The 26,961-nt window shown below is 51.6% G+C and carries 18 protein-coding genes; 6 read left to right on the top strand and 12 right to left on the bottom strand.

The window, feature by feature from the left end:
* Positions 1–91: 91 nt before the first annotated feature.
* Complete coding sequence (locus ACR9FF_RS17730) at positions 92–6,649, bottom strand: OmpL47-type beta-barrel domain-containing protein (RefSeq protein ID WP_435163373.1); 6,558 nt, start codon at positions 6,647–6,649, stop codon at positions 92–94.
* A 98-nt stretch (positions 6,650–6,747) separates the two neighbouring features.
* Positions 6,748–7,578 (bottom strand): helix-turn-helix domain-containing protein, encoded by an 831-nt coding sequence (locus ACR9FF_RS17735; RefSeq protein ID WP_435163375.1) that lies wholly within the window; start codon positions 7,576–7,578, stop codon positions 6,748–6,750.
* A 164-nt stretch (positions 7,579–7,742) separates the two neighbouring features.
* Here ACR9FF_RS17735 and ACR9FF_RS17740 point away from each other — a divergent pair, with 164 nt between their 5' ends.
* Positions 7,743–8,840 carry an FG-GAP repeat domain-containing protein gene (locus tag ACR9FF_RS17740; protein ID WP_435163377.1) on the top strand — a complete coding sequence of 366 codons (1,098 nt, stop codon included), beginning with the start codon at positions 7,743–7,745 and terminating at the stop codon, positions 8,838–8,840.
* Positions 8,837–9,916 (top strand): Gfo/Idh/MocA family protein, encoded by a 1,080-nt coding sequence (locus ACR9FF_RS17745; RefSeq protein ID WP_435163379.1) that lies wholly within the window; start codon positions 8,837–8,839, stop codon positions 9,914–9,916. Before ACR9FF_RS17740 ends, ACR9FF_RS17745 begins: the two co-directional genes overlap by 4 nt.
* A gap of 37 nt (positions 9,917–9,953) precedes the next feature.
* On the opposite strand, the gene ACR9FF_RS17750 is transcribed toward ACR9FF_RS17745, so the two are convergent.
* The 5 genes from ACR9FF_RS17750 to ACR9FF_RS17770 form a co-directional block, all read right to left on the bottom strand.
* Positions 9,954–11,126 carry a serine hydrolase domain-containing protein gene (locus ACR9FF_RS17750; RefSeq protein WP_435163381.1) on the bottom strand — a complete coding sequence of 391 codons (1,173 nt, stop codon included), beginning with the start codon at positions 11,124–11,126 and terminating at the stop codon, positions 9,954–9,956.
* Positions 11,127–11,214: 88 nt separating this feature from the next.
* Positions 11,215–13,587 (bottom strand): glycoside hydrolase family 95 protein, encoded by a 2,373-nt coding sequence (locus ACR9FF_RS17755; RefSeq protein ID WP_435163383.1) that lies wholly within the window; start codon positions 13,585–13,587, stop codon positions 11,215–11,217.
* 48 nt (positions 13,588–13,635) lie between these two features.
* A complete protein-coding gene (locus ACR9FF_RS17760) occupies positions 13,636–14,469 on the bottom strand; it encodes an amidohydrolase family protein (RefSeq protein WP_435163385.1) in 834 nt (277 codons plus the stop codon).
* A 22-nt stretch (positions 14,470–14,491) separates the two neighbouring features.
* Positions 14,492–15,508, bottom strand: a complete 1,017-nt coding sequence (locus ACR9FF_RS17765; RefSeq protein ID WP_435172153.1) for a zinc-binding alcohol dehydrogenase family protein — start codon at positions 15,506–15,508, stop codon at positions 14,492–14,494.
* 15 nt (positions 15,509–15,523) lie between these two features.
* Positions 15,524–16,459: an aldo/keto reductase gene (locus ACR9FF_RS17770; protein WP_435163387.1), complete on the bottom strand. Its 936-nt coding sequence runs from the start codon at positions 16,457–16,459 to the stop codon at positions 15,524–15,526.
* 139 nt (positions 16,460–16,598) lie between these two features.
* Between ACR9FF_RS17770 and ACR9FF_RS17775 the strand changes: the two genes are divergently transcribed.
* Together ACR9FF_RS17775 and ACR9FF_RS17780 are read left to right on the top strand one after the other, a co-directional pair.
* Complete coding sequence (locus tag ACR9FF_RS17775) at positions 16,599–17,462, top strand: helix-turn-helix domain-containing protein (RefSeq protein WP_435163389.1); 864 nt, start codon at positions 16,599–16,601, stop codon at positions 17,460–17,462.
* Between the two features lie 116 nt (positions 17,463–17,578).
* Entirely contained in the window at positions 17,579–18,361 is a 783-nt protein-coding gene (locus ACR9FF_RS17780) for a phytanoyl-CoA dioxygenase family protein (RefSeq protein WP_435163391.1), read from the top strand.
* Here ACR9FF_RS17780 and ACR9FF_RS17785 read toward each other — a convergent pair.
* The 3 genes from ACR9FF_RS17785 to ACR9FF_RS17795 all read right to left on the bottom strand — a co-directional run bounded on the left by ACR9FF_RS17785 (position 18,341) and on the right by ACR9FF_RS17795 (position 21,155).
* Positions 18,341–19,258: a helix-turn-helix domain-containing protein gene (locus tag ACR9FF_RS17785; RefSeq protein WP_435163393.1), complete on the bottom strand. Its 918-nt coding sequence runs from the start codon at positions 19,256–19,258 to the stop codon at positions 18,341–18,343. The two genes, ACR9FF_RS17780 and ACR9FF_RS17785, sit on opposite strands and share 21 nt — an antisense overlap.
* Positions 19,259–19,325: 67 nt before the next feature.
* Positions 19,326–20,243 carry a nucleoside hydrolase gene (locus ACR9FF_RS17790; protein ID WP_435163395.1) on the bottom strand — a complete coding sequence of 306 codons (918 nt, stop codon included), beginning with the start codon at positions 20,241–20,243 and terminating at the stop codon, positions 19,326–19,328.
* An 87-nt stretch (positions 20,244–20,330) separates the two neighbouring features.
* Positions 20,331–21,155: an AraC family transcriptional regulator gene (locus ACR9FF_RS17795; RefSeq protein WP_435163397.1), complete on the bottom strand. Its 825-nt coding sequence runs from the start codon at positions 21,153–21,155 to the stop codon at positions 20,331–20,333.
* Positions 21,156–21,272: 117 nt separating this feature from the next.
* Between ACR9FF_RS17795 and ACR9FF_RS17800 the strand changes: the two genes are divergently transcribed.
* Entirely contained in the window at positions 21,273–24,386 is a 3,114-nt protein-coding gene (locus tag ACR9FF_RS17800) for a glycoside hydrolase family 2 TIM barrel-domain containing protein (RefSeq protein WP_435163399.1), read from the top strand.
* Positions 24,387–24,429: 43 nt separating this feature from the next.
* Here the strand turns inward: ACR9FF_RS17800 and ACR9FF_RS17805 are convergent, their stop codons facing one another.
* Positions 24,430–25,113: an HAD family hydrolase gene (locus ACR9FF_RS17805; RefSeq protein WP_164775468.1), complete on the bottom strand. Its 684-nt coding sequence runs from the start codon at positions 25,111–25,113 to the stop codon at positions 24,430–24,432.
* Complete coding sequence (locus ACR9FF_RS17810; protein WP_435163402.1) at positions 25,110–25,916, bottom strand: hypothetical protein; 807 nt, start codon at positions 25,914–25,916, stop codon at positions 25,110–25,112. Before ACR9FF_RS17810 ends, ACR9FF_RS17805 begins: the two co-directional genes overlap by 4 nt.
* A gap of 134 nt (positions 25,917–26,050) precedes the next feature.
* On the opposite strand from ACR9FF_RS17810, the gene ACR9FF_RS17815 reads away from it, so the two are divergent.
* The gene (locus ACR9FF_RS17815) at positions 26,051–26,923 is read left to right on the top strand and encodes a dihydrodipicolinate synthase family protein (protein WP_435163404.1); all 873 of its coding nucleotides are present in this window, start codon (positions 26,051–26,053) and stop codon (positions 26,921–26,923) included.
* The last annotated feature ends 38 nt before the right edge of the window (positions 26,924–26,961 follow it).

Genomic DNA, 26,961 nt, shown 5'->3' on the forward strand with positions numbered 1-26,961 from the left:
TTTTTTGCTCAAAAATAGTTTGAGAGGCTGGACGGATTAAACAGAAAAAACCATTGCCTGTTTCGGCAATGGTTTTTCGCTCCACTCGCTTTTAATTTTGATAGTATTCGATCATCCGCAGCAGCAGCACTGCTGCCTCCGCTCGTGTAGCTTGACCTGACGGCACGAACTTGCCGTCTCCTCTTCCTTGCAATATACCTGCTTGCTGCAATGCGGCTACATAGCCGGCAGACCACGTCGGAATATCCGAGGCGTCGGAGAACAAAGCCTTCACCTTCTCAGGTGCCAGCGGCTTAATCCCCGCCGCTTTGGCCAGCATAGTCACAAGCTCTGCCCGGGTAACCTGGTCGTTTGGCCGGAACGAGCCATCCGCATAACCATTCACGATTCCGAACTCTTTTGCTCTGGCTATAGCTTCGGCTGCCCAAGCCGGAATTCCGTTTTTATCCGAAAAGACTAATTCCGGTGCTGCAGACCCGGATTGATCAATCACCGCATTCATAAGCATGGTGACGAATTCCGCCCGCGTGACTTGTCCTTCTGGCCGGAACGTACCATCGTTAAAGCCATGAACGATTCCGCAGCCGTATGCATCCTTTACCGTCGTTTCCGCCCAATGTCCGGACATATCGCCGAATCGGGAGGTGCCGTCAGATGCCGGCTTACATGCGACAAGCTCAAGCTTGCCGGGCTCTTCCGGCTCCACCTGAGGCGGATTGACCGGATTGTATCTTGTAATTTTTACGGTATATGCCTGTACTGTTGTCCCATCCTGAGCGGTAACGCGAACCGTAATGGTTTGAGTGCCAACTGCCAAATCAATGAATTCGCCCATCGGCTCTCCTTTTTCATCCAAAATGTCGGCTTTAGCATTCGCATCGCTTGGGACAGCCGTCACTTTCGTTTTCGATACCGAATACGTAACTCCCGCCGTATAATTCAACGTTGAGTCCTTGAACGGCTCGTTCAATTGGATATCGCTAAGCTTAAGCGTGCTTAAATTCGCATTGCTGGATACAATCTCAAAGCGATATTCGGGAGTTAAGCCGCTTTCATTGCCGGCAGCATCCTTTGCTTTAGCTTGAACGATATGCGCTCCAATTGCGAGAGCCTGGCTTGGTACAAAGCTCCACCTGCCGTCATCGCCGGCTTTCGCATTACCAACGGTCTCGCCATCCAGCTGAATCGTAATCTCAGCGTGCTTTTCCGCTGTTCCGGCAATTTCGGGTTTTGTCTGGTTTGTCTTTGAACCTTCATCCGGCTTATTGAAAAGCGGAACCGATGGGGCAGTCGTATCAATGACAAAATTCAGCTGTACGGCCTCTTCCTTCGCATTGCCTGCGGCATCGGCCACTTTGACCTTTACCTGATGGCTGCCGTCACTTAAACCATCCGAAGAAACAAAGGACCATTCACCTTCTTCATTAACTCGGAAAGGCTCCATTGCAGCTCCGTCCAGCGTTAAAAGAATCCATGCTCCTGCCTCCGCATCCCCCCGAATGAGAGGTTTGTCCGTATTGAGCAGCGCACCTTCGATTGGAGCCGCTACGTCAGCCCATTCGGGAGCGATTGTATCTATCGTAAATGCTACTTCATCCGATTGAGGCCCCTTATTGCCTGCTTCATCCGAAGCCATGGCAGAAATCGAATGCTCGCCGTCGGGCAATTCCTCCGCAAGAGTAATCGACCATGCGCCAGATTCGTTGGCTTTTCCTTCAGCAGCTTTATGGCTATCTATATAAATAGTAATGGCCGCGTCCGCTTCCGCCGTACCCGAAATGGTCGTTTTGTTCACCTTCGTAACGGCTCCATCCTTCGGCTCAACAATAACCGGTGCTTCCGGTGCCTTGGTGTCTACCGTCCAAGAAACGGAAATTGAGTCCTCGCTGACATTGCCTGAGGAGTCCTCGGCAACGGCTTTCGCGATATGAACCCCATCCTTGAGCGACTCGGTTATCGGGTAATTCCAATTGCCGTTTTCGTTGGTTTTAATCGTTGTCACAGCCGTATCGTCCATATAAATCGTAACCTTCGAGCCCGCCTCTGCTTGTCCTTTAAGCACTGGCTTGCTGCTGCCCGAAATAGCACCGTTTGCCGGGGCTTCAATAATCGGGGCTGCAGGCGCGGTAGAATCAATAATAAACACCAGTTCAACGGAATCTGCGGAGGCATTGCCCACGGAATCCCGGATTGTAATCCGCATATGATGAGTACCATCCGCTAACGAGGACACCGGCTGGGCCTTCCATTTCCCTTCACCGTCGGTAATGACGGCCGGCAGCGCTTGATCATCGATTTTAATTGAAACTTCGGAGTTTGCTTCGGCAGTGCCTGAAATTACCGGTTTGTTATCGCTCGTAACCTCATTGTTCTCCGGCGTCAATACGACAGGCAATACCGGCGGAGTCCGGTCAATGCGAACTGTCGCTGCCGCGACTGGGCTGCTATTACCCGCTTTGTCGATCGACCTCGCACTGATCGTGCTCTCTCCTTCCGCCGTAACCGACAGCTCTCCTTCATAGCTCGTCCAATCCTTCGCTCCGGCACCCGTAATGCGGTATTCGGTACGGTCAAGGCCGGATTCACCGCGATCGGAGCCTGCCGTAATGGTTACCTTCACGGCGTTTGCCGATGTCCATTCCTCCGTATCGGGAACAACCGCCGGAGCATCGGGTAACGATCGATCGATTTGTACCTTTCCTTCCCGAACCTCTCCGACATTCCCTGCTTGGTCAATAGTCCTTGCGCTGATCGTCGTAATGCCCTCGGCATCAATGCCAACCGTTTCGGAATAGACCGTCCAATCCTTTGTCGCTGCTCCGGATAAACGGTACTCCGTTCGGTTTACTCCCGATCCTCCTTGGTCTTCGCCGGGCAAGATCGAGACCATCACCTTATCCGCCGAAACCCAACCGGATTTATCAATGACTATGCCCGGCGCGGTTGGGGCTGTTTTATCCAAAAATACGCTTGTGTCAGCAATGTCGCTTATATTTCCTGCCTGATCCACCGTTCTCGCGTGAATCGTTGTCCGGCCTTCGGCCGTCACGGTAAATTTTCCGTTATAAGGTTTCCAATCCGCATCAACTGCTCCAGTCAAGCTATACTCGGTAATGCTTGTGCCGGATAAAGAATCTGTCCCCGGCGTGATCGTAACGTCAACGCCCGAGTTCGTCCACTTGTCGGCGGAAACCTCTATTTGAGGATGCTCCGGAGCGGTTCGGTCAATCTGAACGGTCGCTTTGGAAGCTGTTCCTTTGTTGCCTGCTTTATCTATCGTTCTTGCAAACACCTCGGTTTGACCTTCCACGGTTACGATAATGGGGCCCGTGTAAGGCTTCCAATCCGAATTGGCAGCACCGGACAGGCTATACTCCACTTCTTTCACACCGGATCCTCCGTTATCGGTTCCCGCTGTTGCGGTTACCGTTACACGATCTCCGGCATTCCAACCGGATACGTCGGGTGACAGCAGCGTTTCACCAGGCGGCGTAAAATCAAGCCCTAGCGATTCCTCGGATTCTTCGCTAATGTTCCCTGCCTTGTCTACCGTCCTTGCCGTAACCGTCGTTTGGCCTTCGACCGTAAGGTGAATCGGTGCCGAATAAGAAGTCCAGCCCAACGTGGTTGCACCGGACAGCTTATACTCAACGCGGTCGACCGAAGAGGCGCTATCCGCACCGGCAGTTAGCGTTACGGTAACGTTAGCTCCCGACCAGCTTCCGCCTGCGGGGCTTATTGCCGGAGCTGCGGGCGGAGTCCGGTCCAGCTTCACGGTTCCTGTCGATACGGGACTAATATTGCCTGCTAAGTCTATCGTTCTTGCACTTATCGTTGTCTGGCCTTCGGCAGCGATGGATATCTGGCCTGTATACGTCGTCCAGGCAAGCGTAGCGGCACCGGTTAAACTATACTCCGTGCGCCCGATTCCTGAGCCGCTATCCGCTCCTGCCGTTACGGTAACTTTAACGGAAGCGGCATTCGTCCAGCCTGTCACATCCGGCGCAACGTTTGGCGCCGCGGGTTTTGTTTTGTCGACCTTGACCGTAACCGGAACCGCTATACTCGTATTGCCGGCATTATCGGTTGTTCTTGCTTCAACCGTTGTCTGGCCTTCCGCGCTTATCGATAGAACACCGGTATACGTTGTCCAGTCTTTGGTTGTTGCACCGGACAGCTTGTATTCCGTTTTGTTCACGCCTGATCCTCCCGCATCGGTTCCGGAGGCAACCGTTACCGATACATTGGACGAGCTCCAATCCGATGCCGAAGCCGTAATGAGCGGAGCGGTTGGTTTTGTCTTGTCTATGGATACGACCGTCGTTCGTTCGGTGCTTATATTACCCGCCTGATCAACGGTTCTGGCGTGAATGGTTGTCTGGCCTTCCGCGCTGATTAACACGGTACCCGGGTAGGTAGCCCAATCCACAATTGTTGCTCCGCTAAGGCTGAATTCGGTTCGTGCAGCTCCCGAACCGCCGTTATCCGTTCCGGCTGTAACGGTAAACGTTACGCTCAAAGCGGACCATGTGCCGTTAGAAGGCGTTATAATCGGAGAAGCAGGTTTGGTTCGGTCAATTTTTACAACCGTTGTCGAGATCGAACTGATGTTATTAGCGTTATCCACCGTTCTGGCGCTTAGCGTGGTCTGTCCTTCCGCACTGATCGTTACCTTTCCGGAATAGGCCGTCCACCCGAGCGTCGTTGCACCGCTAAGACTATACTCGGTCCTGTTGACGCCGGAGCCTGTATCCGCCCCTCCGGCGACAGCAACCTGAACGGACGCGGCATTTGTCCAGTTAGCCGTATCCGGCGTTACGACGGGTGCCGTTGGCTGGGTTTTATCCACCTTTACGGTTACCGTGTTGCTCGTTCCGATATTACCGGCATTATCAATGGTTCTTGCTTCAACGGTGGTCTGACCGCTCGTCCCGATTAAGATCGGACTAGTATAGGTCGTCCAATTCAGGTTAGAGGCGCCTGTCAGCCTGTATTCGGTCCGGTTAACGCCGGAACCTCCCGTATCCGTACCGTCCAGGATAGCTACCGTAACATCCGTACTGCTCCATGCTCCCGATGCCGGGGTTATTGAAGGGGCTGCTGGCGGCGCCATATCAATCCTAATAACGGCAGTCCCTTCGCCGCTTATATTGCCGACTTGATCAATAGCCCTCACGTGGACCGTCGTCTGCCCTTGCGCGAGAATCGAGAACCCCGCGCTATAGGTTTTCCAAGCTTGGGTAACGGCTCCGGAGAGGCTGTATTCGATCCGGTCTACACCCGAACCTCCCGGATCCGAGGATGACGAGAACCAGGCGGATACCGAAGTTGAGCTCCAGCCCGCTTGCGACAGGCTGATCGTTGGCGTTGTCGGCGGCGTCCGGTCAATCTTGACAACCGCGGTTGTTACAGCGCTTATATTCCCGCCATTATCTATCGTTCGCGCGGATATCGTTGTTTGTCCCGAATTTGAAATTCTTACCGGATCGGAACCGTTATACGGGGTCCAGCTTACGGAAGTCGCGCCGGACAAACTGTACTCCGTCCGGGTAACTCCCGTTTCCGCATCCGTTCCCGGCACGATAGACACGTCCACATCGGAAGCGCTCCATGCGCTGCCGACTCCCGTTATGGTTGGGGCGGACGGCGGGTTAAAATCGAAGGTCAGCTTATACAGTTTTGTATTCAAATCATAGGTTGAATCATTGTATCCCCCAACGACGTATACGTCCGATCCAACCGCCACTAGACTGGCATTTTCCAATTGATCCGGATTCGGGACATCCGATTTCCAAGTATTTGTGGAAGGGTCGTACAGCGCAAAAGTTCTATTGCCCATAACTAATACTTTCCCGTTATCGAGAGTCACTTGCGAATGCCTGAAAAAAATATCCCCGGCGTCATAAGGCATCTGAGCAGCTCTGGTCCAAGTGTTTGCTGCGGGATCATAGATATAGGAGTCAAAGGAATAGACATAACCGCTAAGACCGCCGGTAAGCAACACGCGTCCATCCTTCAACGTGCTCTGAGCTGCTCCGTAAATACCGATAGGCAGCGGGGCAGCCTCATCCCAACGATCCGCAGCGGGATTATAGATGTACGCGTTGTTGTACAAGGTGGAGCCCAAGCTTGGGGAATAAATCTCGTTTGCTCCGCCTACGGCCAACACGCGGCCGTCAAGCAGCGTGCTCTGGGAATGTCCCAGCACCGTATGCGGGAAATTCGCCGCATTGGTCCAAGCGTTTGCGGAAGGATTATAAATGCGGACAGCATTGTTGTAGACGTAGCCCACATTATTCATGAACGCATTCCCTCCAATGGCAAGCACGCTGCCGCTTGGCAGCATGGATTGCGCGTGATAAGCCACCGGCAAAGAAGGCGCATTGGAAGACCAGGTTTGAGTAACCGTATCGAAGACGTACGAATTCTTCGAAAAAGAATTGTTTCTTGCGTTTTGTCCCCCGGTTAAGAGGATTTTATTTCCCCCAACCGCGCTAGCCATAGCTCCGGAAAGCGTCTCCGGCGGGATAAAGGACGATGGCAGCTCTTCAACCGACACAGCGGCAAATGCTGTTTTTTCACCTCCAGTCGGCAAAAATACGAAAGCTATTGCGATAAGCAACAGCATGCAGCTTAATTTACGAAACACGATCTTCGTCCTCCTCTAACTGAATGAGCAGGACAAGCTTAGCAAATATCATTTTCAGAGCCAATTAACTTTAGTTAACTGCATCAAATAATTTTTTATTAATCCCTTGCCGACTCTCGGAATTGCCCCGGCGTAAGACCGGTTACCTTCTTGAAAAGGTTATGGAACGTCGGCTCGCTCTGATAACCTACCAATTCTCCTATTTCCTTCACCGGCCGCCCGGTCATGATCAAGTAGCGCTTTGCAGCTTCCATCCGGCACCGGATCAGGAATTGGATGACGGACATCCCCACTTCCCGGTGAAACAAATGAGACAAATAGTACTTGCTGACGAAGGTGACTTTAGCAAGCTGTTCCAGCGTGATAGGCTGCTGATAGTTTTCCTCGATGTAGCTTCGGGCCTTTAGGACAGCCGCTTCCGCAGGCTTGACGAGCCTTCGTTCCGTTGATTCACCCGGTATTTGGCGCGCCAGCCGCACAAGCATTAGTCCAAACAAATGGTTGGCTGCCGCCCTGGATTCCGCTAACCCGGAATGCAGCTCGGCCAGGCATTCCCGCACCAGCCTTGCGAACTCCTCCATTTCCCCCCCTAGTTGTATGACAGGCGTCTGATCCGATTCGAGGAAGTAATCTTGAGGGCATCCCTTCGCCTGCAGACCTTTAAAAGCAAAATAAGTAGCTCTGAAGGGATACTGCGTTGACCATTCTTCATGCCATATCCCACGCTGGTACAGCAGTACGGTTCCCGGCCCAACCTCGTACGACCTGCCGTCGATAACAAATGTCCCTCTGCCTTCTTCAACCCATAGCAGCTCGCTGAATGACTCATGCCGGTGAAGAGGATGCTGAAAGGGACTTGCTTCATGGCAATCGAATTCGCTGCCTCCGATCAGTGAAGCCGGACTTAGAACTCGCGAAGACACTCCCATCCTTTTCCCTCCTATTCGCAAGAATGAATAGCCCGTTTCGCAAGATCGCTCATTGAGAAGAGGCTAAATTTCCGTTATTTTCTAGTTAATCGCGATTAATTGAAATATAATCGTTTCTCCACTCTATTTGCAATAAGCAATAGCTATTATTAGGAGGTATCCTCATGCTGGGGTTTAAGAAACGAAAGCTCTCGGATGATAAATTCGAGGCATGCGCCGTATTTGACGTAAACAACGACGGTGTGCCCGACATTATTAGCGGGGCTTACTGGTATGAAGGACCGGGATTTAACCGCAGACACCGGATCTGCGAGGTAGCGGAAATCGGCGAATATCACGATGATTTCTCCGACTTCCCCATGGATGTAGACGGTGACGGCTCGACTGATATCATCACGGGCTCCTGGTTTACCGAAACGTTAAGATGGCGCCGCAATCCCGGTACTACAGGAGAAGATTGGAAAACAACCGACATTGACCGATGCGGCAATATAGAGACGATCCGATTTTACGATATCGACGGCTGCGGCGTGCCCGAAATTTTCCCCAATACCCCAAACGAACCTCAAGCTTTCTATAAGTTGTTGCGCGACGCCGATGGCAAAGGGACCGGCCAATTCCGAAAAATAATAATCGGAGATGCTCCAAGCGGGCATGGCATGGGTTTTGTCGATATTAACAGGGACGGCCGCGTTGATCTAGTCCTAAGCGGAGGCTGGCTGGAGCAGCCGGAAGATCCGTATCGGACGCCTTGGGTATTCCATGCCGAATGGTCGCTTGGCTCAGCCAGCGTGCCGGTCATCGGCCATGATGTGAACGGCGACGGTCTCGTCGACCTGATTGTAGGTCAAGCGCATGATTACGGACTCCACTGGTATGAGCAGCGCCGGACGGAAGACGGCTCCCGCAGCTGGATCCGCCATACGATTGACGGCACCGCTTCCCAGTTCCATGATCTTTGGCTGGTTGATCTTGATCTCGACGGCAAGCTTGAGCTTGTTACAGGCAAACGTTACCGTGCCCATAACGACGGCGATCCGGGAGCGCATGATCCGATTGGCATTTATTACTACACCATTAATAACGGACGATTCGACAAGCATGTTATCGATTATGGACCTGCAGGTGAAGCTTCCGGCACGGGCATTTATTTCTGGCTTCAAGACCTGACGGGCAACGGTTATCCGGACATTGTCGCGCCAGGCAAGGACGGGCTTTATTTATTCGAAAATATCGGACCGGCAAAGGAGCGATTACGATGAGCACAAAGCTGCGTATCGGTTTTGTAGGCGTAGGCGGAATGGGGCAAATGGCGCATTTGTCTAATTACGCCGTGCTGAAGGAGGAATGCGAGGTGGTTGCCTTGGCGGAGCCGCGGCAGCAGATGGCCCGGCTCGTAGCCGACCGTTATGGCGTATCGGAGGTTTACGGCAGCCATCTTGAGCTGCTGGAACATGCATCGGTTGACGCCATTGTTGCGCCTCAGCCCTTCCGTAACCATGCGAATGTTATTCCGGATATTTTGCGGGCTGGCATTCCGGTTTTGACGGAAAAGCCTCTGTCTCTAACGGTGCGGGAAGGCTGCAAAATGGTACGGATAGGCGAAGAAAGCGGCACGCTTCATATGATTGGTTACCACAAACGTTCGGATCCGGCGGTAGAATACGCCAAGCGCGTTATTGAAGAATGGAAAGCATCCGGCAGCTATGGCGAACTGCAATATATCCGGATTACGATGCCGCCGGGAGATTGGGTTGGCGGAGCAGACCAGCCGATTGGCAGCGATGAGCCTTATCCCACGCTCCTGCTGGAACAAGGTCCCGATGGATATACGGACAAAATGACGCAAATGCTGGACAGCTTCGTCAATTATTACATCCATCAGGTGAATATGTTCCGCCATCTGCTTGGAGAGAATTACAAGCTTACCTTCGGCGACCGCCGCGGTATTATGCTAAGCGGCGAGAGCGACAGCGGCGTTACGATTACCTTGGAGATGGCTCCTTACCACACCTCCCACGAGTGGGAAGAACAAATTCTGGTAGGTTTTCGACAAGGCTATGTCCGCATTGATCTGCCTGCCCCGCTGGCACGCCAACGCGCGGGAAGAGTAACGATCAAGAAAGACAACGCTTCCGCCGACGAAGCTCTTACTTACGAGCCCATTCTGCCGAACGTCTCCGCGATGCGCAATCAGGCACGTTATTTCCTTGCCGCCGTCCGCGGCGATCGGCCGGCGCCTTGCACGGCTATGGAAGCGCTGCAGGATTTGATATTTGCCCAATCGTATGTGGACTATATGAACCGGACCTATCCGGAGAACCTGCCGGGATACTAAAAAAACGCTGCTGCGCCAATTGCGCAGCAGCGTTTCCTTATAAGGTGCTCATCACGATATTGCGGAGCTTCCGTGTCAGCGGCGTCGTGCCCGCATCCTTCTTCTGGATCATAAGCAGAATCGTCACACCCTCTTGAGGGAAGTTGCCGAAGTATGCGCCTAACCAGCCATCCCAGCCGTATTCTCCCGGGCTTGCCAGAATTCCCGCAGTCTTTGTGTCCGTCACGACGCGCATCAAGTTTCCGTAGCTGTGACCGGTCAACGTATGCCAGGCGTCAAAGGCAGGCTGCTGGCGGGCATTTAACGTTCCCGACGTTAAATATTGAACCGTTCTTGGACGCAAAATGCGTACGCCATCCAGGCTTCCTTGGTTCAGAAGCATGGTCGTAAATTTCGCCGCGTCGTCAATCGTGGAGACAAGTCCCGCGCCTCCGGATTCGAAAGCCGGTTCACGGTCCATTTGATGAATAATGCCCAGATGATTGCCCGTAAAGAGACTCATTCCGTTTTGCTCGCTTGCGTACGTTTTGACGAGACGCCCTCTCTTCTCTTCCGGCAGCCAGAAGCCCGTATCCTTCATGCCAAGCGGGCCAAAAATCTCCTTCCGCAAAAACTCGCCAAAGCGCATGCCGCTTACCACTTCGACGATTGCGCCGAGCACATCGGCCGATGTGCCATAAGTCCAGGAGGTTCCCGGCTGGAAAGCAAGCGGGCCTTTGCCCAGCTTGTTCATGGCTTCCACGGTGCCCATCGGAGATTCTCCTAACAGGCGTTCGTCAATCTCTCTGAACAAAGCCTCCGTAGCTTGTCCTGCCGCATGAGTTCCGCCGTATACCAGGCCGCAAGTCATATCAAGCAGGTCATGAATATTCATTTCCCGTTCCACGGGCACAAGCTCGCCGTTAACCTCGGCCTGTTGATTTTCGAAGCCCGGCAGGTATTGGCTGACCGGATCAAACAAGTCAATTTCTCCGCGCTCCATCAGAATCATAACGGCCGTTGCCGTAACGGGCTTGGTCATCGAATATAAGCGGAAGATTGTATTACGCTCTACCGGGCGTCCCGCTTCGCGGTCGGCTAGTCCGTCTTCATGATAAAAAATTTCTTCGCCGTCTTTAATCACCATAAAGCTGGCGCCGGCTACCTCGTTGTTATCGATGCTTTTTCTAAGCGCTGATTTAATCTGGCTGACTGCTGTCTGATCTAACATGATCGTTAATCTCCTTCGCTTTCAATTACTTTCAATGACCAAAAGTATATTCGTTATTGAAGGAGAAAACTCCTTTATATTAACCTCACTATGCCTTGATTAATTGGTACCTTCCGCCTGCAACCGTCTCGAATGACAATAAGCCTTGCTCATCCAATGCTGCTGCAATCGCAATACCATCCGATTCCACGCGAAGCGCTGCAGCCGACCGGATCCGGCACATTCCGCCCGAGTTGGAAACGATCTCCGCGGTTGTAACAGCCCCTTGCTCCCATTGGAGCGATACGTCGAAATGGCCTCTCGCCCGCAATCCCCTCACATAACCTTGCGGCCAGGCATCCGGTAAGGATGGCAGCAGCTCCAGGTAGCCTTGATGGGATTGCACAAGCAGCTCGGCGATTCCGGAAGTCGCAGCGAAGTTGCCGTCAATCTGGAATGGCGGATGGGCATCAAACAGATTGCCGTATACGCCGCCATGATGATAATTCGTGTTGCCTTCCTCTACTAGAGTCAATAGATTCGACAGCAGCCCTAATGCCCGGTTGCCGTTGCCAAAGCGAGCCCATAATCCAACCTTCCAGCCTAGACTCCAGCCCGTACCGCCGTCTCCGCGGATTTCGAGAGAACGCTGGGCAGCTGCCATAAGCTCCGGAGTCTCTCCCCATGTCAGTTGGCGACCGGGATAGACGCCGAACAAATGAGAGACATGACGGTGGAATTGATCCTCGTCTTCGAAATCCTTCGACCATTCCTGAAGTCTTCCATTCTCGCCGATTTGCAGCGGATGAAGCCGGCTGCGCGTGTCCGCGAGCCGCTCTCTGAATGGTTCATCAACGCCAAGAATCGTTGAAGCCTCAATCAGATTCGTGAACAAGTCCCAGATAAGCGACAAATCCATGGTAGACGCGGCGCTAACCGCAGCCAGGCCTTCTGCCGTACGGAATTTATGCTCCGGGGAGGTCGATGGCGACGTAATCAACCGGCCGTCCTTGTCTTCATGCAGCCAGTCCAGGCAGAATAAGGCCGCCTCTTTCATGACCGGGTAAGCCTTATCCCGTAGGAACGCCTCGTCTAATCCAAATGCGTAATGCTCCCATAAATGCTGGCAGAGCCATACGCCGCCCATCGGCCAGAACGCCCAGCCGGGATCCCCGTGACCGTAATCGCCAGCCGGCGCAGAATGGCACCAGATATCGCTGTTATGATGCGCGGTCCAGCCCGCGGCGCCGTAATTCGTTGAAGCGGTCTTCCGGCCGTTCTTGGACAAATTCCCGATGAAATCCAGCAGCGGCGTATGGCAATCGGCCAAATTACAGGTTTCCGCAGGCCAGTAGTTCATCTCCGCATTTATGTTAAGCGTATAATTGCCGCTCCAGGGCGCTCTTGTCTCTTCGTTCCAGATGCCTTGCAGATTCGCGGGCTGCGTTCCTTTGCGGGAGCTTCCGATCATCAGATAACGGCCGTAATGATAAAGCAGCTCCACAAGCCCCGGATCGCTTGCCCCGTAATCCCGAATTCGCGCGTCTGTCGGATAATCAGGCGGCGCAATCGACTCGCCAAGACTCAGCTCCACGCGATTAAACAGCTTCCTATGATCTTCAATATGTCTTTGCAAGAGCGATTCATAGGAAAGCTTCTTCGCTTGCTCCAAGTAAGCGTAAGCTTCCGCCGACTCGTCCTTGCCTTCGCTTCCCGGTGAACGGTCGTACCCATTAAAGCTGGTTGCCGCGCTGAAAATAAGAGTGACGGAAGTCGCGCCCGTAACGCGCAGCCCGTCATGGCTGTAAGAAGCTTGTCCTTCTTCCAGCCGGGCTGCCAATCGGCCTTCGAACCGCATCGCGTTGGCGCTGCCGGGCTCTCCATACTTAACAGGCATATCCGTGTCATAGTAACTCGGATCCACGTGTTCCGGCGCGTCTCCCCGAAGTATCAGGCTATCCTTGTCAAAAGCCGTCTCGTACCGCAGAGCGCTCTCAAGCCGGGCAAGGAAATTAAGCTTGCCCGGCTGACTCGCTTCGAGACGAAGCACAACAACCTGATCGGGATAAGATACGAATAAACGTCTCGTATAAGTCACGTTGCCGATTTGATACTCAACCGTTGAGGTTGCATCATCAAGATGGAGCGCTCTCCGGTAATTTTTCATCGTGTTCCCGTGCAGAAATTTTATATAGAGATCAGCCATAGGCAGGTAGGATTGCGTATATGGCCCCATCATCTGCTTGCATAACCGGTCGGCTGCCGCATATTGCCCCTCTTCGATCCATTTTCTGACTTCGGGAAGCACTTTGACAGCGTTGTCATTATCTCCTTGGCGGGGGCCGCCGGACCAGAGGGTATCTTCGTTTAACTGGATGCGTTCCATTTCCGATCCGCCAAACATCATCGCTCCAAGACGTCCGTTCCCGGTTGGCAGCGCGTCGGTCCATCTGACCGATGGACGGTTGTATTGCAGCTTCATAGCAGCCTTGCTCCTTTTTGTAGGGGATATAAGTTGTAATCTATGAATTTATTCCTTTATTCCATAAAATCTTACGCAGTTCCTGCCTAAAACAAGGGATTGTTCCTCTTCCGTAAAAGCTTCCAGGTAATGCCTTACGATATTTATCGTCTGTTCGTAGGCACCGCTTAACGTACAAACCGGCCAATCCGAGCCAATCATCAGCCTCTCGATTCCGAAACATTGAAACACGGTATCCAGATAGATGGCGAAATCCTTCTCCTGCCAATTGCCCCACTTCGCCTCCGTGACCATGCCGGACAGCTTGCAGCAGACATTCGGATAAGCCGCGAGTCTTGCCAGATCCTGAGCCCACGGCTCAAATCCTTTATTGGCAATATCCGGCTTCGCGATATGATCAAGGACAAAAGGCTGATTAGGGAACATTTCCACAAGCTCGGCAGCATAAGAAAGATGTTTGGGAAACAACAGCAAATCGTAGGTTAAACCGTACTTTTCCAGAGAAGCTATGCCATTTCTGAAATCCTCCCTCAGTAGAAAGCGGTCATCCGGCTCGTCATGCACCACATGGCGAACCCCTTTAAGCAAAGGGTGATTGCCATATTGCTCCAGCTGCCGCTCAATCTCCGGCGAGCATAAATCTACCCAGCCTACAACGCCTTTTATCTCGGAATAACGATCCGCCAAGTCTAAGAGCCATTCCGTTTCCTGAAGCGACTGCCGGGCCTGAACGGCAATGGAACCGTCAAATCCGTTTTGCAAAAGCAAGGGCTTCAAATGCTCCGGCAGAAAGTCAGCCTGAATCGACTTGTGCTGCGCGGACATCCAGCCGTAATCCCGCTCGTTGTACCTCCAAAAATGCTGATGGGAATCTATTCTCATGCGCTGCCTCCTTTTCTTTAACTTAAGGCCATTCTATCATCGCTTTAATCACTTTGTTAGCGGGATCCAGCCAGGATTCGAAATGATCCGCCATTTCGTCAAACGGCACAAGATGAGTCACGTAGCTGTCAACGTCAATGCCTCCGGCACGGATAACCTCCAGTACATGGAGGCAATCTTCCTTCGTTGCGTTGCGGCTTCCCATAATGGTCAGCTCCCGTTTATGGAATTCGGAATCATCGAAGGAAATATGGCCTTTTACTAATCCCACGTACACAAGCGTCCCGCCATGCGCCGCGTAACGAACCGCTGCCGACATGGAATTGGTGTTTCCCGTGGCATCAAATACGATGGTCGGGTAATCGCCGCCCGTCAAAGCCTCCAACCGGGAGAACGGATCATCCAGCGCATTAACGGCATGATCAACCTTTGCCCACTGCTTGCAAAAGTCCAGCCGTTCGTTATTCACATCCATTGCGATAACATTCGCGCCCGCATGCTTGGCGAGAGCCATGATGCCAAGGCCGATGGGCCCCGCTCCGATCACAAGCACCGTATCGCCGGCCGCAAGTCCCGACCTCCGTACGGCATGCGCTCCGATGCTGAACGGTTCAACGACGGCCGCTTGCTCCAGGCTCAAGCCGTCCGCTTTGAGCAGATGCGTAACCGGTACGGAAATTTTCTCGCGCATTCCTCCATCCGCATGGACGCCCAGCACTTGAATCGATGTACAGCAGTTTGTCTTTCCATGCCGGCATGCCACGCATTTCCCGCAATTCAAATAAGGGATAACGGCAACCTGATCGCCGGTTTTGAAGCCTTCCTCGTTATCGCCGATTTGTTCGATAATACCCGACAGCTCATGGCCGAGTATACGCGGATAAGTGAAGAACGGCTGATTTCCTTTATAAGCATGAAGATCCGTTCCGCAGATGCCGACCCGTTTCACCGATACGATCGCTTCACCAGCCGTAAACACCGGCTCCTCGAGATCCGCATACCTGAATTGCTCAACTTGCTCGCATACAATCCCCTTCATCATGCAACGTCTCCTCTATCTCTTATTGTAAAACGGTATCCCGCTCGCCCAAGTCTCGTTCATAATAGGCGCTAGAATTTCCCTAACTTCCCCAAGCAGCTCAAGATTGACCGGCTCATCGACCCACATCGCGTTCTTTGCAATGTTTGAAGGATTAGCCGTGCTGACAAGCGTTGTTGGAATCCGCTCGTTCATGGTAGAAAATTGAACCGCAAGCTTGGCAATATCCTCGCCTTGCGCGGCGCAATACTCCGCTGCCCGCTTGCATAACTCTTTAACCTCCCGGCTGGCGGGATGCCAATCCGGCGTACCCCGCGTTCCCAGCAAGCCCATCGATAGGGGCGATGCATTTACGAGTCCGATTCTCTTTTCCTCTATTAAAGGGAGAATCGTTTCAAGCGTTGTGTCATTCAAGGAGTTATGGCAATACGAGATGATGGCGTCGATGTCGGCGTTAGGCAGGAACTCTTCAAATAAGCTGAGCGGCAGCCCGCAAATGCCGGTATTTCGGATTTTCCCTTCGGCTTTCAACCGCTGAATGGCGGGGATCGCCTCTTCGTAAATAATAGCCGGCTCTACGAATTCAATGTCATGAAGGAACAGAATGTCCAAATAATCGGTATGCAGGCGCTGCAGGCTCTCCTCCACGCTTGCGACAATGGTCTTTCCTCTGAAATCAAATGCATCCGCCCCGTATCTGCCTGCTTTCGTAGACAGATAGTAACGGTCGCGCGGAATGCTCTTCAATGCTTGACCAAGCACCGTTTCCGCTTTCTTGAGTCCGTAATAAGGCGATACGTCGATCAGATTAATGCCGGCATCTATTGCCACATGAACCGTGCGGATGCTTTCGTTGTCATCCGTTTCGCGGAACACGGAGCCTAGCGAAGAAGCGCCAAAGCTAAGTGCCGATACTTGCAGTCCGGTCTTGCCAAGCTTTCTATATTTCAAAGAGTCTCACTCCTGTTATAAAAGAATATAATTTCATTCTACATCAGCATAATCACACATGAAAACGCTCTAATCCTGTTATTTTATGCTCAAATTTGCTATCATCGAAGTAGTTACTGGCAGAAAGGAAGACGAAGTCATGCAAACCATACACAAACGCTTCGAGGAAACGGATAAATTCCCTTTCAGCCTTGTCTATCGGGATACGAAATCGCCCCAGCGGGAGCTGCCCGACCATCTGCATGACTGGTACGAGATTGTTTTTGTGTATTCCGGCGCAGGGACCTTCTTCATCAATCACAGCTTTTACGAAATGAATCCCGGCGATGTGTTTCTTATTCCCGGCAATACGGTTCATCGCGCGTTCCCGGAGGAGCTCTCGCCCGTGACCTCCAGCGCGATCTTCTTTGCGCCCCGTTTCATTCAGCCCATGGAATTCGGTGAATCCCATTCGCTGCTTCGCTGCTTCGAGCAAGCACGGAAAAGCAAAAGCTATAAGCTCGAGACATCCCTTGATGAGCGCCAGGCTTTTTCCGGCCTGATTGACATCATGAATGAAGAATGGCTTAACCGGCTTCCGAGTTATCGGGCGGCTATTGCCGTCAGGCTTTATGATTTCCTTATCGCGTTGAACCGGATGGCGTTGACGGAGACCGAGCATACGAGAAGCTCCAGCACCGAGCCGTCCTGGATCAGAGTGATCCTCGATTATATTGATGCTCATATCGGATCGCAAGAGATGAGTCTCGCCGACCTATCCTCGAAAGCATCCGTAACGTATGCCCATTTCTCCAGAGTGTTCAAACAGCATACCGGCATGAACGTAAGCGAATATATGCTGATCAAAAAAATCATGTTAGCCAAAGAAAAGCTGATGCTGACGGGCGATACCATCGCCTCCGTGTGCCAGGCATGCGGCTTTGAAAGCGAATCCTATTTCTATAAAAAGTTTAAGCTGGTCACCGGGATGACCCCCGTGGAGTACAGGCGCAGCTGCCGGTAAAGTTGATTTTCGCTTATGGCGATTTCCCCTTGTTTTTCGGTTGATTCACCAAGAATAGCAGGCGTCCAGCCTATATGCTAAGGATGAAATCACAGAATCAGAAAGGGTGAACGTTTATGTTGGACAGCACGGAAGTATTAACCGAAGAGCAAGTACGCTATTACAGGGAGAATGGATTTGTTCAAATCGATGACATGTTGTCTGCGGAGGAGGTCGAGGAGCTGCGGGGCTACCTGGAAGAGACGATGGCGGTGCAAAACGGGCGCTCCACGCAAACGGCAGCTTCGGGGGATCTCTATTACAAAGTGTTGAATCAACGGGTTAATACGTGGCGGGATCACGGAGGAATGGCCCGGTTTGTGTTGTCCCGCCGGTTGGCCGACGCTGCCAGGCAGTTATCCGGAGCAAGCGGCGTGCGGCTCTTTCACGATCATGCCTTGCTGAAGATGCCTCAGGATTCGAAGCCAACGCCTTGGCACCAGGACTTGCCTTACTGGCCGATGAACGAGCCGGGCGCTTTGTCCATCTGGATTGCCTTGGATGATGTGGACGAGCATAACGGATGCTTGATGATGGTGCCTAAATCGCAACAAATCAAAAACTTGAAATCGATCGACCTTGTTAATCCGGAAGATATCTTCTCCAACGATGGCGCCAAGGATGTGGACCGCAATACGGCAGCCGTCGTGCGGATGAAAGCCGGCAGCTGCTCCTTCCATGACGGACTCACCTTTCACTATGCCCATGCCAACGAGACCGATAACCCCCGCCGCGCTCTTGCTATCGTCTATATGCCGGACGGCACGACTTACAGCGGCGCGAACCATGTATGTACCGACGGGCTTGGCTTCCGGAAGGGTGACGTGTTGAGAGGCGGACTATTCCCTAGGCTCGCCTGATTCGGAGCGTCCTTTCATCCGCTTTCTGTAGTGGCTTGGCGTTTCTCCCGTGAGCTTCTTGAAAACATGATTGAAATGACTCAAGTCCTCGTACCCTATATCCAGCGCAATGCGGGCAATCTTGTCGCTTGAAGCGGCCAATAATTGCTTGGCAAGCTGAATTCGCTGGTCGTTACGAAATTCAACGAAGGACATTCCGGTCATTTGGCGGAACAGCAAGGTAAACTTGCTTTGGCTCATGCCCGCCATCTGGCTGATTTGTTCCAGCGACAAGGGATGGGATTGATGACGTTTAATAAATTCGCATAGGCGGGCGATCATTTCCCCGTCGTTCTGAATGGAAGGCAAGGAATGATTTCGGTTATTGACATACATGCGGCTGAGGATGATAAACAACTCGATGAGCTTTGATTTGATTAGAAAACGATACCCGCTTTCCTTATTTCCATACTCCTTCATCAGCTGCTCCAATATTCCTCGGATGTCCAGCATTTGCCGGGGAGACAAGGTAAGCTTCGCTTGGAAGGATACATCCGACCGCAGAAACGGCTCCATATAATAAAAGTCGATAAACGAAGTGACTCCCGATAATACGGCCAGCTCCCGTTCGAGAAGAGCCGGAACGAACAGGACATTCACAACCTCCATCCCTTCGCTCTGATCGACCGTATACGCATGATCCATGCCGGGTTCGATGATGAACACATCTCCGGCCGCAATAGGGAATGTTTGTCCTTCGTATTCGTGATGTCCCGAGCCTTGTCTAATAAAGACGAGTTCGACGAATTCATGGCGGTGCAGCGGAATCATCGTACCCTGCTTGAGCTCATAAGGTTCAATATGAAATAGAAAATGTTCGCTCTCCAGATGCTGATCGCTTTTCAGCACATCGCTCATACGGTTTCCCCGTCCGTTCATAAGGCGCTTTGCGGCTTGCAAAGCGCCTTTGCTGGGATATCAGATTTCAACGGAATTGTTTGATCTTCAGGAACAAATCCTTAAACACCGCATCCCGGTCAATATATCGCACGTAACGGATGAGATGCCTTGAAGGGTCTGAGCTCCAACGGAAGTCTTCCGCTATGCGCGGACTAGGAAGCAGCTGCGATGGTGCCCATTTCGGATTATTCAGCCAGGCTATCGTAGAGATATCCCAGATAACTCGGGAGTAGGCATAATGATCATCCGCGCAATCCCGGTAAGTCTCGTACAAATATTGCCCCAGCTCCCCCTCCGGCTGCACGTAATCCCGAATTTCGGATAACGTAGTCCTCAGATTCGAAGCAACTCCCATGCAAGGAATTAGAACAAGCGGCACGCCGCTGTCCATAATGACTCTGGAGGCATGCAAGTCCTGGGACAAATTAAACTCCCTTGTATCTCCCCATTCCAATGTATGGCCGCCAAGCCACACCACTACAATCTTTTCGATAATCCCAGGTTCCGTCAAAATGGCGCTTGCCACGTTCGTTATCGCTCCAATAGCCACCACATACAGCGGATTGTCGGCTTCACGCTGCATCGCCCTCTTAATCAGATCACGGACCGCATCACTTTCAACGGGCAGCTCGGCACCGGGCAAGTATTGCTCCGAGCCGCGAAAGGCCGGAACGTCCTCGCGCTTGAGCAGCTTTCGTATTTTCAGAATCTCGTTAAAGCTTTTTGTCATGCCGTCGCCCGGGCTGCTGGATAATTCGTTGAAGAACGGGGCGGCGTATAAAGCCTCGACTTCCATTCTCTCATTCGACAGCAAAGAGTAGGCTACGGCGAATTGATCGTCAATTTCGTTATACGTATCCGTATCGAGAACGATATGGATTTTCCCGGTTGGCGGGGCTAAGCGTTGGACCACAAATGATTCGGACAGCTTCGGATACGACATTTCCTATTCCTCCATTATCAACAACCCATATTGTGTAAGCCCTTGCAAGATCAACTTTAAGCCGTTTCAACTCCAGCGTCAATGCGATTACGGAACCAATCCGTGCAGCCTCTTGAACGCTTCGGGATTCATCCCGTTCAGCTTGCGGAATACGACGCCGAAATAGCTCGAGCTCTCGAAACCAACCCTGCCCGCAATCTCGTACATTCTCATCGCCGGGTGCTGGAACATAAGCTGCTTGCTCCGTTTAATGCGCTGCTGGTTAATGTATTCCATCGGTCTGATATTCATCGTCTGCTGAAACATTCTGCATAAGTATTGGGGGGTAACGGTCGCCACCTCCGCCAGCTCGGTAAGCGTCATCGGTCTTTGCAGATTGTTCTCTATATAATGAAGGACGGGCTTCACCCGGTCGAACTCTTGATCCGAATAGGACGGAGACAGCAATTGATATTTAAGATCGATTAACAGGCCGTATAACAGCTTCGATCGTTCGAGGTCAGCCTCCTGATCATTGTCCATGGCCAAAGTCAACATCTGTTCCAACGGCTTGATGAGCTCATTGGTCTTCAGTCTTCCTGTTCCCGATTCGCTGATTCCGGCGAACAACAGCATCTGGTCCGCTTCGCGGCCGTTAAACGATACCCACGATACCTTCCATTTCTGATTCAGCGGCTTATAGGAATGAGGTATGCCCGGATAGAGAAAAAAAACATCGCCGGCTTCCACTTTATAAGCCTTGCCGTTCACAACGACCTCTCCTAAGCCCTCCAATACTTGATGCATCAAGTAATCGTGAAAGCCTTCGGTGCGTTCGGTTTCCATTTGATGCTCCCAGTAGCCAACCGTCGTTGCAAAGAGCGGAAGGCCGGATGTTTCATCCTGCGAGCAGAAGAAATAATTACCCTCCATCAGGAAGACCTCGTTTCATATTTTAAGAGATGAATGTAAAATCCTTATATTTTATAAGTATACATTCCTCACTATACTATGAATATACTATCATTGAATTTTTAGGAGATGAGAATTTTGCGAGCCAAACTTAATTATCAGCCGCCTGCAAACGGCTATCCGGAATGGAACAATAACCCGGAAATCTTCCAAATCAACCGTATTCCTGCACACGCTTCCATGATGTCGCACAGCTCTGTGGAAGAAGCTCTGCTTGGCGATAAAACGGCTTCGGAACGTTATTTGTCGTTAAACGGAGTTTGGAAATTCGCCTTTGCCGAAACGCCCGATAAGCGCATTCAGAACTTCTTTCAATCGGATTACGATGCCAGCTCTTGGACCGACATGCCCGTTCCCTCCCATTGGCAGTTCCACGGCTTCGATTATCCGCAATATACGAATATCCGTTATCCATGGATCGAATCGGAGCCGGAATTGCAGCCGCCATTTGCCCCGACCAAATACAATCCGGTTGGTTCTTATATCCGAAGCTTTCAGGTTCCGGAATCCTGGAACGGTCAACCGGTATACTTGAGCTTCCAAGGCGTTGAATCCGCCTTCTACGTCTGGGTGAACGGCGAGCTGGTCGGCTATAGCGAAGACACCTTTACCCCGTCCGAATTTGATATTACTCCTTACTTAACGAGCGGCGAGAACAAGCTGGCCGTAGAAGTGTACCGTTGGTGCGATGCGAGCTGGCTGGAGGATCAGGACTTCTGGCGCCTCAGCGGTATTTTCCGCGACGTGTACTTGTATTCGAAGCCAAAGGTGAATATCTCGGACTTCTTTGCGCGTACCCACCTGGATGAGGAGTACCGGAATGCCGAATTGGAAGTTACCGTAACTCTCGAAAATTACTTTAACGAAGCAGCGGACGGCATCCGCGTTGAAGCCCAATTGTACGATGCTGAGCAACAGGCTGTATGGACGGAACCTGTAGCAGCTACCCATTCGTTCGCAAGCGACGGCGAGCATCGGCTGTCGCTGTCCGGCCATGTGGAGAACCCGCTCAAATGGAGCGCCGAGGCTCCTCATTTATATACGTTAGTGTTAACGGTCAAGAATGATGCCGGCCTAATCGAAACGCATAGCAGCAAGGTTGGCTTCCGGACGTTCGAGCTCAAGGACGGATTGATGCGGATTAACGGCAAACGGATTATTTTCAAAGGCGCAAACCGCCATGAATTTTCCTGCGATACCGGCCGGGCTTTATCCAAAGAGGATATGATCCGGGATATTAAGCTTATGAAAACCCATAACATTAATGCGGTCCGGACCTCCCATTACCCGAATCAATCGGTCTGGTACGAGCTATGCGACGAATACGGTTTATACGTCATTGATGAAACGAATCTGGAAACGCACGGTTCCTGGACCTTCGGTCAGCAGGATTTGCCTGCCCATACGGTTCCGGGAAGCCATCCGGAGTGGAGAGCCAACGTGCTGGATCGCTGCAATTCGATGTTCCAGCGGGACAAAAATCATCCTTCGGTTGTCATCTGGTCGCTTGGCAATGAATCCTTTGGCGGCGATAACTTTATCGCTATGCATGATTATTTGAAGGAAGCCGACCCTACAAGGCTTGTACATTACGAAGGCGTGTTCCATTACCGCCCTTCCGAAGCTGCGTCGGATATGGAATCCACGATGTATGTTCGTCCTAACGAAGTTGAGCAATATGCCCTTCATAATCCGAAAAAACCTTATATCCTGTGCGAATACTCCCATGCGATGGGCAACTCTTGCGGCGGGCTTCATAAATACGCGGAGCTGTTCGACAAATACGAGATTTTGCAGGGCGGATTTATATGGGACTGGGTAGATCAGGCGATCCGGACCAAAACGGCTGACGGCGTCGAATATCTGGCCTATGGCGGCGATTTCGGCGAATCACCGCATGACGGCAACTTCAGCGGCAATGGCCTCCTGTTTGCTGACCGTTCCGTTACTCCAAAGCTGCATGAAGTGAAAAAATGCTACCAGAACATTTCGATTTCGGATATCAATCTTGCGGCTCAGAAGATTCGCGTAACGAATAAAAACTTGTTCACGGACCTTAATGTTTACGACTTGAAATGGGAAATTCAACATGAAGGAAAAACCGTTCAGAAGGATGTACTGAAGGTGTCGCTGGCACCGGGCGAGACTACGGAAGTAACGGTACCGTACAGCCCTTCGTTCTGCGAGCAAGAAGCGGTTCTGACCATTTCCTTCGTTATTCCTGAGGAATCGAAATGGGCGGAAGCCGGCCATGAAATCGCTTGGGAGCAGTTTATCCTATCGCCACGCGTGGCGGAGGTTTACAGCAACGTTACCGATGCCGTTCATGCTCCTCTGCGGTTAAACGAAGAACCCGAGTCGCTGCAAATCAGCAATAACGTATTATCGGTTACCTTTAGCCGTCTGACTGGCGATATCGTCTCCTATCGCTCCGGAAACAAAGAGAATTTGCTTGAACCGATTCGTCCTAACTTCTGGCGTGCGGCAACCGACAATGACTTCGGAAACAAAATGCCGGAGCGCTGCTTGGTATGGAAGGATGCCGGAAGCACCAAGCAGCTCATTCAGTTTGCATGGACCGCAGCTCAAGACCGCTGCCATGTCACAACGGTGCATCAACTGGCTACAAATCCCGCGTCTTTGCTTACAATCAGCTATACGGTTCATGCAAACGGCTCGATCGATATTCGCGAGCAGTTGATGCCAGGCGGCGACAAGCTGCCTGAAATACCCGAATTCGGCATGCTGCTTGTTCTTGACGGCAGTCTGGATACGATCTCCTGGTATGGCTTAGGGCCGCAGGATAGTTACTGGGATCGCAAAACCGGCGCGAAATTAGGCCAATACAGCGGTTCGGTTAAAGACCAGTTTGTTCCTTACCTGCGTCCTCAGGAATGCGGCAATAAGACCGATGTCCGTTACGCAGAGCTTACAAACGGCGCCGATGGAAACGGTATTCGCTTTGACAGCGCCGCGGTTATGGAAATCAATGCCCTTCCTTGGACGCCGGATGAGCTTGAAGCAAGCGACCATCCGTACAAACTGCCTGTCTCGTCCAAAACCGTCGTACGCGTAAACGACAAGCAAATGGGCGTTGGCGGCGATGACAGCTGGGGGGCTCCTATTCATCCGGATTATAAGCTATTCGCTAACCGGACTTATAGCTTATCCTTCACCATTTCTTTCATCTAACCAAAAAAAACAGACCATCCTGGCTTCAGGATGGTCTTGTTTGCTATCGGGAGATGAGCTCGATTAGTTGGGACGGGGTTCTGAGCTTTGGAAAGTCCGTCCATTTCCCCGCTCTTTCTTCGGGAAGAAACCATGTCGCATGGTAAGCCTGCAGGCCGGAGCTTGACGCGCCGGATAATTCATTAGAGCCTCCATCGCCAATAAATAAGGCGGCAGACGGCGGCACTCCGATCCGTTCGCAAGCAAGCTGGTAAATGCGGGGCTCAGGCTTGGCGGTATTTACCGCATAAGAGAAAATCGCATCGTCAAAATACGCAGCTAGTCCGCTGGCTTCCCAGGAAGATACCTCCTCCGGCGCGCAATTGCTTATGAGACATAACTTGATTCCCGACGCGCGGAGCTGCCCAAGCATGTCCAGAATAGCCGGCTCTATCCGGTTGAACGGGACGGACTTGGAAGCAATACGTTCATTATGAATGAGATCGATGATTTCTTCGGTTGCTTCATGTCCAAGCGTACTCAGAATATCTCTTAATACGGAAGGGAAATCCGGGAAAGTCCCGTTCATCCTCTGCTCTTGCCTCTTTTTCCACTCCTGCTCGAATAGCTGGGTATCCACCCCGAGCTGTCCGACAAAATGATTCGAACGCGGCGCTTTCCGTACGCCGTTCTCAAACTCGGTAATTAAAGTCTCGAACAAATCAAAAAACACGGCTTGGATTTTCAACAAGATCCCTCCAGGCTGGCATGGTAAACGGGAGACAAATAGCTTAAACCAATTTTATTTAGATGCAACAGGCGCTCTTCCAACTCCAGTAAGACAGGAAGCGTATCCGTTGACTTACTGGCAGATATAAGATCACGAACAAACAACAGCAGTTCTTGAATAGACAATCTCGAAGCTTGATTAATCGTCTGTCCATCTACCGTAACGGACAAACATTCCTTGTCGTAATGACTGCTTTGGATGCAATCCGGGCAATGAACCGGGCCTGAAAAATAATCAATAGCTTTTAAATTGCCTTTGCTTGTTGTACCGGAGTCTCTCAGAAACTTTACATCGTTCACGCAACCTCTGTAGAAGCCCTGTTTGAGTTTAGATTTGTGCGTATAAGTTAGGAGCTCATCCTTATAACCGTACAATAAAATCTCAATAAAGGTAGGATCTTGCTCTGCCAACGGACGATCATAGCTGATGCCAAGCACTTCGGACAATTGTTTTATCATTTCGACGGGTCCGCATTTTGTGCCTGCCCATAATAGGACGGCACCGCGCTTAAGAGACAGCTCCGAAGCAATCATGCGGCGGGGATCAATGTCAATCATTGCCGGACTACCGCTGCATGAAGAGCATTCCCTATTTGTTTTGCGTTCAGAGAAATTGTCCGCTTCCCATCTCTTCCCTTCATCCCTTTGATTCCCGCTCCAAGCATATAATTGCTTTAGTCTTTCCTGCACGCTTGTGATTATGGCAATTAGAGAACTGCGAGGATTAAACTTATCCGTAGCTATGGTTTGCTGCTTGCTCACCGACGCCATCCTCCCTAATATTGGAAATAACATCTAATACCAACTATAACGAATTCCAGCCTTCCTATCAATCATTCAATATGCTAGTATAGCGAAAAAGAATCCGTTCTTTCTTCATTAAGGAGGCAGCAAATATGTCTACATTCCGTTTTTCGCCTTATAGCGTTGCGATCATTACGCCTTTCCGTCAGGATGACACGATTGACGAACAAGGAATCCATCACATGGTTCAATATTACGCGGAACAACAGGTTCCTGCCCTGCTAGTGGGAGGCTCAACCGGGGAACAGCACTCCTTGTCCTTGGAGGAGAGAATCCTTCTTTATCAACGGACCAGGCAAGCCGCTCCTGCAGAGATTCCTTTATATGCGGGAGTAGCGGCGATCCGAACTCGTGACGCGGTCCGATTAGCGACGGAGGCTGAAAAAGCCGGACATGCGGCGATTATGCTTGGTTTTCCGCCTTATGTCCGCCCAAGCCAACGTGAAGCTGCTTTATATGTTGAAGCGGTATGCTCAGCTGCATCGCTGCCCGTCATGCTCTACAATAATCCGGTACGAACGGGATTTAATCTGGAGCCTCAAACCTTAATAGCCCTAGCTAGGAGATTCCCTCAAATTAAAGCGGTAAAAGAAGCCGGCAACCCGGATGTCGTCAAAGGGGTTACCGAAGAGCTTGGGGAAGATTTTCAAGTGTTGTCCGGAATCGACGCTACCATTGCAGAATATTTTGTAAAAGGTTATAACGGCCTAACGAGCGTTGCAGGCAGCCTGTTCCCGAAAGAAATGAAAGAAATCGTTACTCTGTTAAGCTCGGGACAACAGGCGGAAGCTTCGTTAAAACTTGCGATTGTTCAGCCTAAGCTGGAGCTGCTCGGCAGTATCGGCTGGGTCAGAGTTATCCGTCACCACCTTGCAGCTCAAGGGATCATAGCGGGCGGTTTCCGCGAACCTCTCACTCCTCTAACCCCGGAGGAAGAAACAGCGGTACGCACCGTCTTGCAGTAAAGAAAAGGCGCCTTGCAATTCAATTGCAAAGGCGCCTT

Source organism: Paenibacillus glycanilyticus, assembly GCF_051200795.1.
Classification (GTDB): Bacteria; Bacillota; Bacilli; order Paenibacillales; family Paenibacillaceae; genus Pristimantibacillus; species Pristimantibacillus glycanilyticus.